Below are 17,392 nucleotides of genomic sequence, written 5' to 3'. Positions count from 1 at the left end.
TCAGGCCGCTCTACCTTCTTGATCGGGCTGATCGAGCCATTCGTAGGGTTGGGTCACCCAGGGGCGCTGGGTGTGGCTTTCAGGCCGCTGCCGTCTCGTGGCAATCGAGGCTTTGCCGCTCAGCGCCCCACGACGACTCGGCCGCCGATTAGGAAGTGCGAACAAGTCGCTGTGTAGAGCAATGCCGGCGAGGTCGTCCGTGGCACGAAGAGTACGAACACGCATGTCAGGAGCGCGATGAGCCGGATATGGGCGGGGATCGACGTCGGCAAGGGCCACCATCACGGCCTTGCCCTGGACGTGGACGGCAAGACACTGCTGTCGCGGCGGGTCGCCAATGACGAACCCGAGCTGCTGAAGCTGGTCGGGGATGTCCTGGACCTGGCCGACGGGCGTGAGGTCACCTGGGCGATCGACATGACCGGCGGGGAACCCGCGTTGCTGCTGGCCTTGCTGGTCAGCCACGGCCAAGAGGTCCTCTACATGCCCGGCCGACTGGTGAACCGGGCGTCCGACGGCTACCGCGGCGAGGGCAAGACCGACGCCCGCGATGCCTACGTGATCGCCGACCAGGCCCGGATGCGCCGCGACCTGCGGCCCATCCGTCCCGGTGACGAGGCAGCCATCGAGCTGAAGCTGCTGACCGGGCGCCGGTCTGACCTGGTCGAGGACCGCACCCGCGTCGTGAACCGCCTGCGCGGCACTTTGCTGAGCATGTTCCCGGCCCTGGAGCGGGCCTTGGACGTGACCAACACCGGCCCGCTCAAGCTGCTGACGGGTTACCAGACCCCGGCTTCGATCCGCCGGGCCGGCGTCGCCCGGCTGACGAAGTGGCTGGCCAACCGCAAGGTCCGCAGCGCCAAGGACCTGGCCGAAGCGGCGGTCGAGGCCGCCGCGCGCCAGCACACCGCCGTGCCTGGGGAGAAGACCATCGCGAAGCTGGTCCATACCCTGGCTGAGGAGGTGATGGCCCTCAACGCGCATATTTCCGAGATGGACAAGCTCATCGAGGGCCGGTTTCGCGAGCACGAACTCGCCGACATCGTCCTGAGCGTCCCCGGCATCGGTGCGACTCTCGGTGCCGAGTTCCTCGCCGCCGTCGGCGGCGATCTGGACGAGTTCGACTCCCCGGACGCCCTGGCGGCCTTCGCCGGCGTCGCCCCAGCACCTCGCGACTCGGGCAAGGTCAGCGGCAACCTCCACCGGCCGGTCACCTACCACCGCAGACTCCAGCGCGTCTTTTACACCTCCGCGCTCGTCAGCGTCCGCTACGACCCGAACTCACGGCAGTTCTACGACCGCAAACGCGCCGAAGGGAAGAGGCACGTCCAAGCCGTGCTCGCCCTCGCCCGCCGACGTGTCAACGTCATCTGGGCACTGATCCGCGACCGACGGTGCTACGAAGTGACACCGCCGATGGCTACGGCCGCTTGACAACAGCATTAGGAAGCCCCGTGGCACGCGCGGTACGGGTCTCCGGAGCCGCACCAGCACGCCGCACTGCGCGCCGGGGGCCACGGGACGGCACGGCCGCGGGCGGCCAGCGTCGTGGCGTACTGGGGGAGCAGGTCGGGGTCGGACGGGGACGCGGCCTCCGACGCGGCGAACGCCTCGTAGGAGGGGACCGTGCCCGTCACGATGCCGAGGTTCGGGGTGCCCGCGGAGTGCAGGTCCCGCAACGCCGCCTCCAGGCGCGCCAGATGATCCTCGCGCGAGAGGTACTCCTGGGTCAGCTCCGGGTAGGCCGTGAGGAGTTCGCGGAGTTCGCCCTCGGGCCAGTGCAGCACCGCCACGGGGAAGGGTCGGGACAACGCCGTGCGGTAGGTGCCGAGTTCGGCGCGGAGGCGGGTGATCTCCGCCTGCAGCTCGCCCGGGTCCGAGGAGCCGAGGGACCACAGGCGCTTCGGGTCGTGCAGCTCGTCGAGGGGGACGGCGGCCGTGTGCAGCGTGTCGGCCAGCTCGTCCCACGCGTCGTGCGCGGTACCCATCAGTCTGCGCACCCGGTGCCGGCCGATCAGCAGCGACTGGGTGGCGTACGGGACTTCCTCGCCCGGAGCGAGCAGGAGCGCCAGCGCGGTCGAGAAGAAGTCGTGGGCCGCCTCCAGCTCGTCGTGCGCCTCCAGGGTCTCCGCGGCGATCTCCCACGGTGCCGCGTCGAGCGGTCCTGCGGCACGGATGCCGTCGATGATCGCGCGAGCCTCCGCCTCGTGGCCGTACTCCCAGAGGTTGGACGCTTTGAGGGCCTTGACCAGGTGCGGGTGGTCGACGGGGATCTCGGCGGAGCCGAGCAGATCGTCGTAGAGGGTGCTCGCGCGGGCGCGCTCACCGGCGAGCTCCAGGTGGGCCGCGGCCTGGAGGAACAGCGGCTCGCGGTCCTCGGGGTACTGCGCCGCGGTGCGCAGCAGGCGCTCGGCTTCGGTGATGTGGTCGGCAGGCGTGTCGGGGCGCATGGCCACACGGTACTGCGGGACCGGGGTGAGGTGAGAGGGCGCGTGCCGGAGTGCCGGTGAAGGCCGGAGGTCGGCGGGGAGAACAGTCAGCGCTCGCGCAGCCACAGGACCCCCACGGCCGCCACGAGCCCCATCCCCCGCGCCGTCCTGGCCTCCCGCCTCCAGGCGCTCACCGAGGCCGGGGTCCTGGCCAGGCGGCGCTATCAGGACTCACCCCCGCGCGACGAGTACGTCCTCACCGACAGCGGCAAGGCCCTCTGGCCCACCGTGCGCTCCCTCGGCCTCTGGGGCCGCGAGCACATCGAGGGCACCCTCCCCATGCGCTTCTTCGTCCACGCCGTGTGCGGCACCGAGCTGGGGGCGTTCGGGCAGTGCCCGGCCTGCGGCAACACCGGCGTACCCCTGGAGGACGTGGAGATGCGGCCGGGCGCCGGGCTCGACCCCGACCCCGCCGACCCCGTCAGCCGCGCCCTGCTCGCCCCCCGCCGGCTCCTTCAGCCGCTGGACACCGATCGTGTATAACGGCTGAAGGACACCATCGAACGCGAAGCGAAGGGGGAGGGCCGATGAACGACGACATGAACCGCGTACGCCGTGCGGTCGGCCGCCTGCTCCGCCCCGCCGCCTTCCTGGTCCTGTTCCTCACCGAGGTGCTCCTCGCCGAGGGAGGCAGCCTCTCCGCCGCCGTCGCGCTCGCCGCCACCGCGGCCGCCGGCTCGGCGCTCCTCGTCTGCTCCGTCATCAGCGCCCGCTGCGCCGCTCCCGTACCCCGTACGAGAGTGCGCACCGCCATGCGCGACCGCGAGAAGCGCACCGCCTTCCTCCCGCAGCGCGATCCCGACGCCCGGGGGCGCACCAGGCCCCGAGCGCCCGGGGCCGCCCTCCTGACGGCCGCGTAGAGGCACCTCTTCCACGACCTTCTGCGCGGGTCGTCCTGCCGAGTCCCGGACCGACCGGTCCCCACTCCCCGGCACGACGAGACCCCCGGAGGGCTCACCCATGTCCGCATTCATGTCCGCCTTCGCGAGCCTGGTCGGCGCATTCGCCGACCTGCTCCACCCGCTGTTCCGGACCGCCTCCACCGCCGCCGCGATCGTCCTGTTCACCGCCCTCGTGCGACTCGCGGTCCACCCCCTGTCACGGGCGGCGGCGCGCGGGCAGAAGGCCCGCACCAAGCTCCAGCCGCAGATCACCGCGCTCCGCACGAAGCACGCCAGGAACCCCGACCGGATGCAGAAGGAGCTCATGGAGCTCCACGCGAAGGAGAAGGTCTCCCCCCTCTCCGGGTGCCTCCCGAGCCTGCTCCAGATGCCCGCCTTCTTCCTGCTCTACCACCTCTTCTCCAGCCAGAGGATCGGCGGCGACCCGAACTCGCTGCTCGGCCACGAGCTCTTCGGCTCCCCGCTCGGTGAGCGCTGGCACGACGCCCTCGCCAGCGGCGGGATCTTCGGGCAGCAGGGCCTGGTCTACCTCGCGCTCTTCGCGATCGTCGCCGCCGTCGCCACCTTCAACTACGGCCGCACCAAGCGGCAGATGGCGGCGAACCCGGTGACACCGGCCACCGGCCCGGACGGACAGCCCGTGCCCGGCATGGGCGCGATGGCGAAGGTCATGCCCCTGATGTCCTTCCTGACCCTCTTCTCCGTCGCCTTCGTGCCGCTCGCCGCGGCGCTGTACATCGTGACCAGCACCACCTGGACCGCCGTCGAGCGCGCCTACCTCTACCGGGAGACCCCCGCCGCCGAGGCCGCCGTCGCACCCGCCGTCTAGGAGGGCGGGTCCAGTGTGTGAACAGGGTCTTGCAGGGTGATCCGATGTCTTGGAGGATCAGCCAAGCCTTTCGCTGGCCGCAACCCATCGACGGGCTCGACCTCGACCAAGGGGAGATGGACCGTTGAAGCTTCTTCGAGTGGGTACGGCCGGCTCGGAACGCCCCGCGCTGCTGGACCGTAACGGGACCTTGCGTGACCTTTCGGGCCTTGTCACCGACATCGACGGCGAGCTTCTCGCCGATGCCTCGACACTCGCCCGCGTACGGGAGGCGGCCCGGACGCCCGACGTCCTGCCGCCGCTCGATGCGGACGGACTGCGGGTCGGGCCGCCCCTGGCCCGGATCGGGAAGATCGTGTGCATCGGGCTGAACTACCACGACCACGCGGCCGAGACCGGGGCGGCGATCCCGGAGGAGCCGATCCTCTTCTTCAAGGCCCCGGACACCGTCGTGGGACCTGAGGACACGGTGCTGGTGCCGCGCGGCAGCCGGAAGACCGACTGGGAGGTCGAGCTCGCCGTCGTGATCGGCCGCACCGCCCGCTACCTCGACTCCGCGGAGGAGGCGCTCGGGCACGTCGCCGGATACACCACCTCGCACGACGTCTCCGAGCGGGAGTTCCAGATCGAGCGCGGCGGCACCTGGGACAAGGGCAAGAACTGCGAGACCTTCAACCCGCTCGGGCCCTGGCTCGTCACGGCGGACGAGGTCCCCGACCCGCAGGCGCTCCCGCTGAGGCTGTGGGTCAACGGTGAACTGAAGCAGGACGGCACGACGGCCGAGCAGATCTTCCCGGTCGGCGAGGTCGTGCGCTACCTGAGCCACTTCATGACGCTCTACCCGGGCGACGTCATCAACACCGGCACCCCGGCGGGCGTGGCCATGGGCCGGCCCGAGCCCAAGCCCTACCTCCGCGCCGGTGACGTGGTGGAGCTCGAGGTCGAGGGGCTGGGCCGCCAGCGCCAGGAGCTCAAGGACGCGTAGGCGGACACGACGGGGCGGCCGCCGGGTGTGCGATCCCGGCGGCCGCCCCGTCGTCGTCGGCGGGCCGTCCTCAGGCCCCCGGACGCGCCGTGAACTGCTCCAGGGCCTCCACCACCAGCGCGTGGTCCTCGGCCTGCGGCAGGCCCGAGACCGTGACCGAGCCGATCACCCCCGCGCCCTCGACGGCGATCGGGAACGAACCGCCGTGCGCGGCGTAGGTGTCCAGGTCCAGCCGCGAGGACTCCTCGAACGTGGTGCCCTTCGCCCGGAACCGCGTACCGACCAGGTAGGAGCTCTCGCCGTACCGCTCCACCACGCGCCGCTTACGCTCGATCCACGCGTCGTTGTCCGCGCTCGAACCGGGCAGGGCGGCGTGGAACAGCTGCTGTCCGCCCCGCCGGATGTCGATCGCGACCGGGGCGTGCCGCTCACGGGCCAGCGCGACCAGCAGGCCGCCCAGCGCGTACGCGTCGTCGTAGCCGAAGCGCGGCAGCGTCAGACGCCGCTCCTGCGCGATCAGCTCGGAGATGGTCGGAGCGCCGGTGCTCATGCGTCCTGCTCCTCGTCGTGGTGGGGGAGGAGGGTCACGGACACGCCCTCGCGGGCCGAGCGCCGTGCCGCCTCCAGGACATCCAGTGCGGCGGCGGCCTGCAGGGCCGTCACCGGGTTCTCGCCCTCGCCGCGCAGGGCCGAGGCGACAGCGGCGTAGTACGCCGGATAGTCGCCCGGCAGCGTACGGACCGGATCGCCGCCGCCGGTCAGCGGGGACTCGCCGGAACCGACCCGGCCCCACAGCGACGCGGGTTCCTCGCCCCACGGCTCGCCGGCCGACGGGCGCACGCCCTCGCGGAGGGCCGCCTCCTGCGGGTCCAGGCCGTACTTCACGTAGCCGGCCTTCGAGCCGAGCACCCGGAAGCGCGGGCCCAGCTGTGCCGTCGTGGCGCTCGCGTACAGGTGCGAACGCACCCCGTTGGCGTGCGTGATCGCGATGAAGGTGTCGTCGTCGGCCGCCGCTCCCGGGCGGCGCACGTCGGACTCCGCGTACACCTGCACCGCGGGCCCGAACAGCGTGAGCGCCTGGTCGACGACGTGGCTGCCCAGGTCGTAGAGCAGCCCGCCGATCTCCTCCGGGTCACCCGACTCGCGCCAGCCGCCCTTCAGCTGCGGACGCCACCGCTCGAAGCGGGACTCGAAGCGCTGCACCTCGCCGAGCTCGCCCTCCTGGATCAGGGCGGCCAGCGTGAGGAAGTCGTTGTCCCAGCGGCGGTTCTGGAAGACCGAGAGCAGCAGCCCCCGCTCACCGGCCAGCTCGGCCAGCTCGCGGGCCTCCGCCGCCGTGCCGGCGATCGGCTTGTCCACGACCACCGGGAGCCCCGCCTCCAGTGCCGCCCTCGCGAGCGGGACATGGGTCTTGTTCGGCGAGGCGATCACGATCAGGTCCAGCTCGTCCGCGCGCGGCCACAGCTCGTCGGGCGAGGCCGCGAACCGTACGCCGGGGAACTCGGCGAGGGCCTGCGCCCGCCGCTCCTCGTTCGACGTGACGACCGTGTCGAGGACAAGGCCCTCGGTCGCGGAGACCAGCGGGGCGTGGAAGACGGAACCCGCCAGGCCGTAGCCGACGAGCCCGACGCGGAGAGGAGCGTTGGCAGTCATGCGAACCACTTAAGCAACGCTGTTGCCAAAGTGCAAGCGATGGAGACAATGGTGTGGTGAACAGGAGTAACAGCATGAGTGGCGGGGCGAATCTTCCGGCGCTGCGCCACCACAACGCGTCGCTCGTCCTCGACCTGCTGCGGGTCGCCGGCGAGCAGGGCATCAGCCGGCTGGAGCTCGCAGAACGCACCGGACTCACCCCGCAGGCCGTCAGCAAGATCACCGCCCGGCTCCGCGCGGAGGGATTCGCCGCCGAAGCGGGGCGGCTCGCCTCCACCGGCGGCAAGCCCCGCACCGTGCTGCGCCTGGTCCCGGACGCCGGATACGCCGTCGGGCTCCACCTGGACCGCGACGAGCTCACCGCAGTCCTGGCCGACCTCGCCGGCACCACCGTCGCGACCCGCACCTTCCCGCTCGACCTCGGAGCCCCGGCCGCCGAGGTCCTCGCCACGGCCGCCCACGCGGTGCGGACGGTGCGGGCGGAGATCCCCCGGGCCCCGCGGACCGAGGACCGCCCGGTCCTCGGCGTGGGCGCGGCCCTGCCGGGCCCGCTGGACCACCGCAGCGGGGTGCTGCACCGGGTCACCGGCTTCCCCCAGTGGGACGGCTACCCGCTGCGCGACGCCCTCGCCGCGCACACCGGACTCCCCGTCGTCCTGGACAAGGACACCAACGCCGCCGCACTCGGCCTCGCGCTGCGCGAACGCGCCGACGCCGACTTCGCCTACCTCCACCTGGGCACCGGCCTCGGTGCCGGGCTCGTCCTGGGCGGGACCCTGCACCGCGGAGTACGGACCGGAGCGGGGGAGTTCGGCCACCAGACCCTTCAGCTGGACGGTCCGCCGTGCGACTGCGGCGGCCGGGGCTGCATCGAGGCGCTCTGCCTGACCGCCGCCGCCCGCGGTGACGTCGCGGAAGCGGCCAGGGTGCTCGGGGCCGGGGCCGCCAACCTCGTCGGGCTGCTCGACATCGACCGCGTCGTCCTCGGCGGCCGTACCGTCGCCGCCCACGAGGACGCCTACGTGGAGGGGGTCCGCGCCGTCATCGAGGAGCGCGCCCGGCGCGAGGGCGTCACCGCCGCCGTGCCCGTCGCCGTGGCCGGCGGCGGCGACCGGCCGGTCGCCGAGGGCGCGGCCCACCTGGTCCTCGCCCCGCTCTTCGGCCGGGCGGGCGAGGACGGCGGCTCACGGGTCTGAGCGGCACGGGGCACGGGCACGGGCCCGGCCGCCGCCGTACGGGCCGATCGGTGAGGTCCCCGCCCGCCGCCCCTGCGGGGCCGTTCGGGCGGAATCCGGCCCCCGAACGGGCGGTGTACGCCGCCGGCGGGTGGCAGGCCCTCGCGCGCGCGTGACAGCGTCGCTGACTGCAACGTATCGCCATGTCCGTACGTCCGGCCGGGCGTGGCAGCGCCGCCGCCGGTGCCCCACCGCCCGGCGTTCGCGAGCAGCGAAGGGTGACCCCCATGTCCACCAGACCCCCCGCACGACTGCGTGACGGCCGTGCCCTGACCCGCCTCGGACTGGCCGCAGGACTGGTCGTCCCGGCCGGGCTCCTCGGCGTCCCGGCGGCCATCGCCATCCCGGTCACCGCTCCCGCCGTCACCCCCGTCGTGGCCGGGGCGCCGGCCGGCGCGGCGCTCGCCGCCGCCCCGGAGCCGGCCGCGTGCGGTGATCCGGACGGCGAGGACTTCCCCATCGGGACACGCATCCACGGCGGCCCCGACACCTTCGCCTCCGGCGGCGGTTACGGGACCTGGTACCTCGACCTCACCAACACCACCTCCGAGTCCTGCCACTCCATCCACCCCGTCCTGGTGCTCACCGACGAGGACCGGACACTGACCGCCGAACAGATCCAGCTGGAGTTCACCGAGCGGGCACACCCCGACGAGGAACACCGGGTGAGCTGGGAATCCACCGAGCGCGACGAGCAGATCGGCGTCTTCGGCAGCGGCGAGCAGGGCGACGACTTCCCCGGCTTCACCGTCCCCGCGAAGAAGACCGTCACGGTCGAGGTCCGGATGGCCTTCACCTCCGACACCCGCCCCGGCAGGGTGACGGCCCGCGCGGCCATCGTCCAGCGGCGCACCGCCCGGGACGAGGCCGAACAGGCGGGCAGGACCGGTGACGGGGACTGGGTGGGGGAGTCCGCCGCCTACGAGTTCGCCATCGTCGAGAGCGGCATCGAGGCGCCCGAGGACACGGGGACCACGAAGGACGCCGACGGCGGCCAGGTGCCCGAACTCGCCCGCACCGGCCAGGCCCGCGAACGCTGGGCCGGCCTCGCGTCCGGGGCGCTCGTCCTCGCCGGGGCCGCCGCCATGATCCACGCGAGGCGCCTGCGCGCGGGGCGCCGCTGACCGGGTGCCGCACGATCGCTGTGATCAACCGGTTCCGCCCGGCGGAGCGGGCAGCCTAAAATCGGGACGTCGGCGCTGCACAGCGCGGTGCCGCCGGCGTCCAGCACCTCGGGTGCACAGCGCGTACGGCAGGAGCCCGTCACATGGCAGAGCGCAAGCCGATCGAATCCTGGCTGACCGACATGGACGGCGTCCTGATCCACGAGGGCACGCCGATCCCCGGGGCCGACGCCTTCATCAAGCGGCTGCGGGACTCCGGACTGCCCTTCCTGGTCCTCACGAACAACTCCATCTACACCGCCCGTGACCTGCACGCGCGCCTCAAGCGCATGGGTCTCGACGTGCCTGTGGAGAACATCTGGACCTCCGCCCTGGCCACCGCCCAGTTCCTGGACGACCAGCGCCCGCGCGGCACGGCGTACGTGATCGGCGAGGCCGGCCTCACCACCGCCCTGCACGACATCGGCTACGTCCTCACCGACCACGAGCCGGACTACGTCGTCCTCGGGGAGACCCGGACCTACAGCTTCGAGGCGCTCACCAAGGCGATCCGTCTGATCAACGGCGGGGCCCGCTTCATCTGCACCAACCCGGACGAGACCGGTCCGTCGGCCGAGGGCCCGCTGCCCGCGACCGGTTCGGTGGCCGCGCTGATCACCAAGGCCACGGGGAAGGCCCCGTACTTCGCCGGCAAGCCCAACCCGCTGATGATGCGCACCGGGCTCAACGCCATCGGCGCCCACTCGGAGACCTCCGCCATGATCGGCGACCGGATGGACACCGATGTGCTCGCCGGCCTGGAGGCGGGCATGCAGACCTTCCTGGTCCTCACGGGCCTGACCACGGAGGCCGACATGGACCGCTACCCCTTCCGGCCCTCCACGGTCGTCGACTCGATCGCGGACCTCGTCGACCTGGTCGACCTGCCCCTGCCGTAGGGCCGCACCGAGTTCCGGCCGGGCCCGCGGCCTGGAACCCGGCACAGGCCCTCACCCGAGCGGGCCACAGCGGATGCGGGATGCCGCCCCACGCGTGAACCTTCCCTCAGGAGGTTTACGATGCGTTCACTGCCCCTCACGTTCTGTGCCGCACTGGTGGCCGGGACGATAGCCCTTCCCGCGTCCGCCGCACTGGCCGAATCGACATCCGATGACGCCAGGGACGAGAAGCGTTCGGGAACGGTCTCGGTCAGCCCGTCCCGTGTCTCCCCCGGCGGGGAGGTGGAACTCCGGGTCGACATCTGTGGCAAGGCGAGGTCGGCCCGGGGCAACTCCGAGGCGTTCGCCTCCGAGGCGCGCTTCGAACCGGCCGACGGCAAAGGCCTCGTCGCCGAGGCCCGGATCCGCTCGGACGCCGCACCCGACGACTACGAGGTCTGGGTGACCTGCAAGGACGGCCACGGCAAGGCCACCGGCACGGTCACCGTCGTCCATCACGGCCGGCCCTCGCCCGTCGCCCCCGTCCGGGCCGGAGGCGGAGGCACCGCGGCGCTCGCCGAGGACGCCGCCGACGAGGGCCCCGGCACCCGGCACGCGGTGATCGGGCTCGGACTCGGCGCCGTCGCGGCGGTCGCTGTCGCGTTCCGCAGCGCGCGCCGCCGCCGCCCGGCGCAGCACTGACATGACGGCCACGGACCGTCCCGCCGGAACGGGACGGCTGCTGACCGGCGTCACCTGGGCCGTGCTCCTGCTGGGACTGTGGCTGTGGGGGCGTGCGGCCACGGCCGGCAACTCGGCCCCCACGACCGGAGACGTCGCGGCGGTCGGCCGCCCCCTGGGCGCCCCGCTGCCCCCCGCCCACGATCCGCTCGACGGTGCCGCTCCGCAGCGGGTCGAGATCCCCTCCCTCGGGATCGAGGCGCCCGTCGTACGGCGCGGGCTGGACGACGAAGGGGCCATCGAGCCCCCGCCGTTCGAGGAGCCCGGTGCCGTCGGCTGGTACGCCGAGGGGACCGAGCCGGGCACGGAGGGGGCGGGGCTCTTCGTCGGCCACGTCGACACGGAGACCGAACCGGCCGTCTTCTACGGTCTCAGCGCCGCGAGACCGGGCGAGAAGGTCCTGGTCGCCCGGTCCGACGGGAAGACCGCCGAATTCACCATCGACGACGTCCAGGTCTTCACCCGGGAACGCTTCGACGCGCAGAAGGCGTACGGGCCGCGCGAGGACGGGCGGGCGGAGCTCCGGCTGATCACCTGCGGCGGTACGTACGACCGCACGTCCCACGCGTACACGGCCAACGTCGTCGTCTCCGCCTATCTGACGGCCGAGAAGGGCGCGGCGACCGGCGACGCGAAGAACCGGGTCAGCAGCCGGACGTGAAGCGGCGGGGCAACCTGGCCCGGTCGGCGCCCGCTCCCCCTCGGAGCCGCCGGCCGGGCTGGTCCTCGACCGCGGTGCGCGGACTGCGGGAGTAGCCCGGGCACGGCACGGGAGGTCGGGACGTTTCCCCTGGCACGACACTGTAGGCCGACGACGCCCGGGACCCGGAGGGTTTTCCGGCAGGATGTCCTGATCCGGGCGGGAGCGTCCACGGCCCGGACCGCTGTGCCAGGATGGACGCGACCGGCAGTGCATCGGTACGAGGGGGAGCGGATGTACGGCAGTCGCACCGGACTGAGGGCGGGCGCCGCAGCCGCGACGGGCGCGGTTCTGCTGCTGGCCGGGTGCTCCGCGTCCGACGGCTCGTCCGACGGCGGGGGGAAGGGCGCGCCGGCCACCGTCGGCCAGCGGCCGAAGGGGGACGCGCCGTACTGGGTGAACCCCGACGGGAACGCCGCGCGGCAGGTCGCCGCCTACGTGCAGGACGGTGAGAAGGCGAACGCCGAGCTGATCCGGAGGATCGCGGAGCAGCCGGTGGGGGAGTGGGTCGGCCCGGACGATCCGCAGGCGGCGGCGGAGGGCTTCACCGAGGCGGCCGAGCAGGCCGGCCGGGACGCGCTGCTCGTCCTCTACAACATCCCGCACCGGGACTGCGGTCAGTTCTCGAAGGGCGGCGCCGCGGACGGCGACGCTTACCGGACATGGGTGGACGGTGTCGCCCGGGGCATCGGCGACCGCCGGGCGACCGTGGTCCTGGAGCCGGACGCCCTGCTGCACCTGGTGGACGGGTGCACGCCGCAGGAGCTCCACGAGGAGCGCTACGACCTGCTCAAGGGCGCGGTCGAGCGCCTGAAGCAGCAGCCGGGCACCACCGTGTACATGGACGCGGGGAACGCCGGATGGCAGTCGCCCGACGCACTGTTCGAGCCCCTGCGGCGGGCGGGCATCGCGGCGGCGGACGGCTTCGCGGTGAACGTGTCCAACTTCCAGACCACCGGGGCCAGCAAGGACTTCGGCAAGCGGCTGTCGGCCAAGGTGGGCGGCAAGCCCTTCGTGGTCGACACCAGCCGCAACGGCAACGGCCCCTACACCGGGGGCGACCCCGGTGAGAGCTGGTGCAACCCGCCGGGCCGTGCGCTCGGCGAGTCTCCGACGACGGACACGGGCGACGAGCTGGTGGACGCCTACCTGTGGGTCAAGAGGCCGGGCGAGTCGGACGGCGACTGCAAGGGCGGGCCGAAGGCCGGCGACTGGTGGCCGGAGTACGCGCTGGGGCTGGCCCGCGCCACGCGGTAGGCGGGCCGACCCGGAGGCGGAGGCCCTCAGGGGATCTCCACCCACGTCCCCTCCGACGGTGTGCCGTCGGCGTCGGTGACGAACAGCATGTACCAGCCCGACGGGACCAGGGCGCGGTTCTTCGGGACCGTCACGGTGATGCCGCCGTCGGACTTCTCCAGGTCCAGTGCGATCGACCGCTGGTCCGTGTCCGTGACATGGGTGACCGCGCTGGGACGCATCAGCTTCGCCGAGGTGATCGACGAGGCGTGCCGGGTGGTGAACAGCCCGGTGCCGCCGCGGGAGATGCTTTCGGGGCCCGCGGTCAGCTCCGGACGCCCGTCGCGGTACAGGTACGGCGGTGTGTAGATCTCGATGCGCTGCTCGAACGTGCCGGGCCTCGTGTTCTCCCGGTCCGCGTAGAGCGAGTCGGAACCGAAGATCATGACCCGGCCGTCGGGGAGCAGCACGGACCCCGAGTGGTAGTTGCGGCCCACCGCCGGGTCCGCGACCCGGCGGTAGGTGTCCGACCCCGCGTCGTACAGCCGGGCCTGCAGGATGTCCGAACCGCCGCGCCCCCGGTAGTCGTCGGAGCCGCCGGTGACCAGAAGGGAGTCGTCGGGGAGGAGGGAGGCGCTCGGGTAGCGGGTGCCCTCGTCGAGCGAGGCGCCGTCCCTGAAGCGCGGGTGGTCCTCCGTCAGGTCGACGAGCCGTGACTTCTCGCTCGACCTGTCGGACTCACCGACCCCGCCCCCGCCGATCACCATGTACGTCTCGTCCTGGGCGGGGGGCAGCCGTACGGTCGCCGAGGTCTCCAGCCTGTCCGGGTCGCCGATCCCGGGGATCTTCGTGAAGGTGTTGGAGTCAAGGTCCCAGACGCCCGGGTCGCGGCCCACGTCGGCGGGGCCGTAGCCGGCGTTGGAACCGGAGTAGAAGAGCTTGCCGTTGTTCATCAGGAAGACGGCGGGATAGGTGGGGAACCTCCGGACGACGCCGGTGTACTCCCACGTCTTCGCCTCCGGGTCGTAGATCTCGTCCTTGCCGGGCACGATCTGGCCGATCTCGTCCAGGCCGGAGAGGGAGAGGACCCTGCCGTCCTCCAGGGTGGTGAGCGTCGGGTACCAGCGCGCCTCGTTCATCGGGTCGACGCTGATGTACCGCTCGGCCACCGGGTCGAATTCGTACGCTTCCCTGATGCCCTGGAAGTCCTTCTTGTCGAGGGCCAGCTTCTGCGCGATCCCGTATACGTTGCGGGCGTCGGAGCCCGCGAGCCCTGATATCCGGTAGTTGTCCTCGGTACCGGTCCCGTATTTCGTCCCGGACTTCTGCGCCTCGACGTAGATGCGGCCCAGCCCCGGTTCGTTGCGGAGGAACGCGCCGGTCTCCTTGTCGAAGACCTTGGTGGCCTTCTCCACGAGCACCGGGTCCTTGGAGACGAAGGTCCTGCCGTTGCCCTTGCCGGTGAAGCGGGTGCCCGCGGGCACGGTGACCGGCTTGTCCGGGTCCTCGTTGTGGACGATCATCAGGCCGCCGGCCTTGGTGACGTCGCCCTCCAGCTTCTCGTAGCGCTTCGTGCCACCGGCGATGAGGAGCTTCCCGTCGGGGAGCTGGGTGTGCCCGGCGCAGAACATGTCCTTCGGCGTCGGGATGTTCCTGTACGTGTTCTCCTCGGGGTCCCACAGCACCGAACGGAAGCTCTTCGCGTCGAAGTTCTCCTGGTCGTTGCCGGAACCTGCGACGAGCAGCACCTTGCCGGTGTGCAGCAGTGCGGCGTGGATCGTGTTGATCCGGAACTCCGAGGGGACGTCGAGGAAGTCCCAGTGGCCGTTCTCCGCCTTGTAGGCCGGCCGGTTGACGGCGTACGTGTGGTAGCGCTCGGTGCCGAAGCGGTACAGGGCCGGCCCGTTCGCCCCGGCGAGCGCCAGAACCACCGCCGTACCGATCGCCAGGCGGCGGGTACGGCGGCTCGGACGGTACTTCATCGGTTACGTCCCCCAAGGGCGATCTGCAGGGTGTCCTCGTTGCCCGCCCGGGTGGGCGCGGCCTGCGCCGCGGGTCCGGGAGGGGGCGGCGCGGGCGGTCCGGCGCGGCGCTTCCTGCGCTCGGTGCGGACGGTGTACCGCCAGCCGAGGACCGGTGCCGCGGTGATCAGCAGCGCCAGGAACGCCCAGGTCAGCATCGCCGGATGGCTGTGCCCGAGGACGAGGGACGCGGCGATCGAGCCGCCGAAGACGAGGAGGAAGAAGAGGTGGATACGGAAGGTGCCGAAGAGGGTGTCCGGGCTGGACGAGTCGCCCTTCGGCGTCACGACGAACGAGCTCTTGCGGCGGAGTACCGCGTCCATCAGGGAACGGGCGTAGACGGGCGCGGAGAGCGCGGACATCATCATGCCGGCCAGGCCGCCTGAGCCCTCGGGCTCGTGCGGCGAGACGTTGTGGCGGCGGTTCCAGACGTAGAGGCCGATCTGGAGGGCCGAGGCGTTGCCGTACAGCATCATCCAGATCACCGGGTCGATCTGGACGCCGGATGCGCCCATGCCGAGGAACAGGGCGCAGCTCAGGGCGGCGAGGATCCAGTTCAGGGCCGACATCGGGTAGAAGATGATCATCATGGTGTAGTTGAAGAGCTTCCCCGCCGGGAGCGAGAACCAGCCCTTCCAGTACTGCGTGAGGATCGTCTCGTAGGTGCCCCGGGACCAGCGCAGCTGTTGGGTGAAGAAGTCGGTCCAGGCGGTCGGTCCCTCGCCGACGGCCAGGACGTCCGGGGTGTAGACCGAGCGCCACTTCCTGCCGGTGAGCGGGTTGCGGTGGCGGTGGATCTCGAAGCCGGTGGCCATGTCCTCGGTGATCGAGTCGTAGAGGCCGCCGATCTGCTTGAGGGCGGAGATCCGTACGGCGTTGCTCGTGCCGACGAACATCGGGGCGCCGTAGCGGTTGCCCGCGCGCTGGATCAGTGCGTGGAAGAGGAACTGCTGGGACTCGGCGGCCTTCGTGACGAAGGTGTCGTAGTTGCCGTAGACCTGCGGGCCGATGACGAAGCCGATGTCCGGGTCGCGGAAGTAACCGAGCATCCGCTCCAGGTAGTTGGGGAGCGGGACGTGGTCGGTGTCGACGGAGGCGAAGAAGTCGTACGCGTCGCCGTGCGCGTCGAGCCAGGCGTTGTAGTTGCCGTGCTTCGTCCTCGCCCGGTGCGGGCCCTCGGCCTGGTTCCAGCGGGCGACGCCCTTGCGGGAGAAGTGGTGGACACCGAGCCGGGCGCAGACCTCCTTCACGGCCGGGTCGTCGCCCTCGTCGAGCAGCCAGACGTCCATCGTCCCCCGGTGCCGGATGCGCACGGCGGCCTCGAGCGTCTTCGTCACCATCTCCAGGGGCTCCTTGCCCGGGACGAAGGAGGTGAGGAAGGCGACCTTCGTGCCGCTCTCCGGTATGACGGGGACCGGGTCGCGGGCCACCAGGGTGGCGTGCGCGTTCGACAGGACGTTCATCGTGCGGAAGAGCTCGATGAGCCCGATCGACACCAGCATCACGACGTCGAGGACGAGCAGGGTGTCGTTCCGTAGGTTCGGGTCGCGCTCGGTCCAGTGCTCGGGCTGCATCAGCCAGGCGAAGAGGCCCAGGGAGACGAGCGGCGCGGCGCCCAGCAGCAGGGCCGCGCGTATCCGGTGGGTCTCCTGCGAGAGCAGTGAGCGGTAGCGCACCGTGTACGGCCGGTCGGGGTCGGGCTGGGTCAGAGGCCCGGCGAGCCGGCTGTAGTGCTCGTAGTCGTAGCGCGGCAGCGGTCTTCCCGGCTGCCGTCCCGGTCTTCCGGCGCGCGGCTGCCGGGGCAACCGCAGCTGGACCGTCCGGGCAGGGTCGTCGTGCCGGTCGCCTGATGGCGTCGACGTCATGGTCATTCCCCCCGCACGCAGGTCGCCCCGCGTGACGTTCTGCTGCCTGTACCTGAGCGGGGCCCCCACCCCGCGACACGCCGCTCTCCGTTCTCCGGGCCTCAGGGAACCCGTGGATCCCTGGACGGCACCCGGTCAGGTTGTCCGATTCGTGAGGATGAACGCAAGGGCGAAACGGGCTGTTTGCCAGCCATACGTGCGATTTGCGGGGCTGTCGCGAAGGAGGCGCACAGGGGTGACGGGAGGCGCTCCGGGGGCGCTTCTGCGCCGGGCGGACACGAGCAAGGCCCCCTCACACTCGGTGAGGGGGCCTTGCTGTTGCGTGCGCCGTCAGGGACTCGAACCCCGGACCCGCTGATTAAGAGTCAGCTGCTCTAACCAACTGAGCTAACGGCGCCTGCTGACCTGGAGAACTTTACCCGATCTCCGGGGGTGCTCCTGACCAATTCCTCTCCGCCCCGGCCTGTCGGATGGTCGTTTTGTCCCTTTAATCCGTCACCATGAGATATGCCCGGAAAGTTGAGACACGGAAGATCCGGACGACCCCTGAGGGGAAGTGGACTCGTATGACGGTGCCGGTCTTCGAGGAGTACGAACCCGACGCCGACTGCGGCTGTCCGGGCTGCGCGCAGCGGCGGCGTACGGCCGCCGCACTGCCCGTGCGCCGCGGCGGCCGTCCGGCCGCCCACGGTGCG

At 71.8% G+C, this 17,392-nt stretch carries 15 protein-coding genes, 1 tRNA gene and 1 pseudogene; 11 read left to right on the top strand and 6 right to left on the bottom strand.

Annotated elements, in window-relative coordinates; all coding sequences use genetic code 11:
• Window positions 1–237: 237 nt before the first annotated feature.
• A complete protein-coding gene (locus B9S57_RS08120; protein WP_103513951.1) occupies window positions 238–1,434 on the top strand; it encodes an IS110 family transposase in 1,197 nt (398 codons plus the stop codon).
• A gap of 8 nt (window positions 1,435–1,442) precedes the next feature.
• Here B9S57_RS08120 and B9S57_RS08115 read toward each other — a convergent pair whose 3' ends face one another.
• Window positions 1,443–2,450, bottom strand: a complete 1,008-nt coding sequence (locus B9S57_RS08115) for an SEC-C domain-containing protein (protein ID WP_103514853.1) — start codon at window positions 2,448–2,450, stop codon at window positions 1,443–1,445.
• A 132-nt stretch (window positions 2,451–2,582) separates the two neighbouring features.
• Between B9S57_RS08115 and B9S57_RS08110 the strand changes: the two are divergent.
• The 4 genes and pseudogenes from B9S57_RS08110 to B9S57_RS08095 form a co-directional block, all read left to right on the top strand.
• Window positions 2,583–2,972: pseudogene (locus tag B9S57_RS08110) on the top strand (winged helix-turn-helix transcriptional regulator); the annotation flags it as partial.
• A gap of 44 nt (window positions 2,973–3,016) precedes the next feature.
• A complete protein-coding gene (locus B9S57_RS08105; protein ID WP_103514851.1) occupies window positions 3,017–3,349 on the top strand; it encodes a DUF6412 domain-containing protein in 333 nt (110 codons plus the stop codon).
• A 100-nt stretch (window positions 3,350–3,449) separates the two neighbouring features.
• Complete coding sequence (locus tag B9S57_RS08100; protein WP_103514850.1) at window positions 3,450–4,220, top strand: YidC/Oxa1 family membrane protein insertase; 771 nt, start codon at window positions 3,450–3,452, stop codon at window positions 4,218–4,220.
• A gap of 124 nt (window positions 4,221–4,344) precedes the next feature.
• Window positions 4,345–5,205, top strand: coding sequence for a fumarylacetoacetate hydrolase family protein (locus tag B9S57_RS08095; RefSeq protein ID WP_103514849.1), 861 nt, complete (start codon window positions 4,345–4,347; stop codon window positions 5,203–5,205).
• Window positions 5,206–5,275: 70 nt separating this feature from the next.
• Here the strand turns inward: B9S57_RS08095 and B9S57_RS08090 are convergent, their stop codons facing one another.
• The gene (locus B9S57_RS08090; RefSeq protein WP_103514848.1) at window positions 5,276–5,755 is read right to left on the bottom strand and encodes a heme-degrading domain-containing protein; all 480 of its coding nucleotides are present in this window, start codon (window positions 5,753–5,755) and stop codon (window positions 5,276–5,278) included.
• A complete protein-coding gene (locus B9S57_RS08085; protein ID WP_103514847.1) occupies window positions 5,752–6,858 on the bottom strand; it encodes a Gfo/Idh/MocA family oxidoreductase in 1,107 nt (368 codons plus the stop codon). Before B9S57_RS08085 ends, B9S57_RS08090 begins: the two co-directional genes overlap by 4 nt.
• Before the next feature lie 74 nt (window positions 6,859–6,932).
• Here B9S57_RS08085 and B9S57_RS08080 point away from each other — a divergent pair, with 74 nt between their 5' ends.
• From B9S57_RS08080 to B9S57_RS08055, 6 genes are all read left to right on the top strand, one after another.
• Window positions 6,933–8,054 carry an ROK family transcriptional regulator gene (locus tag B9S57_RS08080; RefSeq protein WP_103514846.1) on the top strand — a complete coding sequence of 374 codons (1,122 nt, stop codon included), beginning with the start codon at window positions 6,933–6,935 and terminating at the stop codon, window positions 8,052–8,054.
• Window positions 8,055–8,320: 266 nt separating this feature from the next.
• Window positions 8,321–9,217: a hypothetical protein gene (locus B9S57_RS08075; RefSeq protein ID WP_103514845.1), complete on the top strand. Its 897-nt coding sequence runs from the start codon at window positions 8,321–8,323 to the stop codon at window positions 9,215–9,217.
• A 143-nt stretch (window positions 9,218–9,360) separates the two neighbouring features.
• A complete protein-coding gene (locus B9S57_RS08070; RefSeq protein WP_103514844.1) occupies window positions 9,361–10,155 on the top strand; it encodes an HAD-IIA family hydrolase in 795 nt (264 codons plus the stop codon).
• 120 nt (window positions 10,156–10,275) lie between these two features.
• Window positions 10,276–10,836, top strand: coding sequence for a hypothetical protein (locus B9S57_RS08065; RefSeq protein ID WP_103514843.1), 561 nt, complete (start codon window positions 10,276–10,278; stop codon window positions 10,834–10,836).
• 1 nt (window position 10,837) lies between these two features.
• Window positions 10,838–11,536, top strand: coding sequence for a class F sortase (locus tag B9S57_RS08060; protein WP_103514842.1), 699 nt, complete (start codon window positions 10,838–10,840; stop codon window positions 11,534–11,536).
• Window positions 11,537–11,809: 273 nt separating this feature from the next.
• Window positions 11,810–12,832 (top strand): glycoside hydrolase family 6 protein, encoded by a 1,023-nt coding sequence (locus B9S57_RS08055; protein ID WP_103514841.1) that lies wholly within the window; start codon window positions 11,810–11,812, stop codon window positions 12,830–12,832.
• 26 nt (window positions 12,833–12,858) lie between these two features.
• On the opposite strand, the gene B9S57_RS08050 is transcribed toward B9S57_RS08055, so the two are convergent.
• From B9S57_RS08050 to B9S57_RS08040, 3 genes are all read right to left on the bottom strand, one after another.
• Complete coding sequence (locus B9S57_RS08050) at window positions 12,859–14,793, bottom strand: kelch motif-containing protein (protein ID WP_103514840.1); 1,935 nt, start codon at window positions 14,791–14,793, stop codon at window positions 12,859–12,861.
• Entirely contained in the window at window positions 14,790–16,697 is a 1,908-nt protein-coding gene (locus B9S57_RS08045; protein ID WP_103514854.1) for a glycosyltransferase family 2 protein, read from the bottom strand. The genes B9S57_RS08050 and B9S57_RS08045 overlap by 4 nt, the downstream gene beginning before the upstream one ends.
• Before the next feature lie 323 nt (window positions 16,698–17,020).
• A tRNA-Lys gene (locus tag B9S57_RS08040) sits at window positions 17,021–17,094 on the bottom strand.
• Between the last annotated feature and the right edge of the window lie 298 nt (window positions 17,095–17,392).

Origin of the sequence: Streptomyces sp. SM10, assembly GCF_002910915.1 — a bacterium.
In the GTDB taxonomy this organism is placed as follows: domain Bacteria; phylum Actinomycetota; class Actinomycetes; order Streptomycetales; family Streptomycetaceae; genus Streptomyces.
Note: the sequence above shows the minus strand (reverse complement) of the source record. Positions and strands in the feature narration are given on the sequence as shown.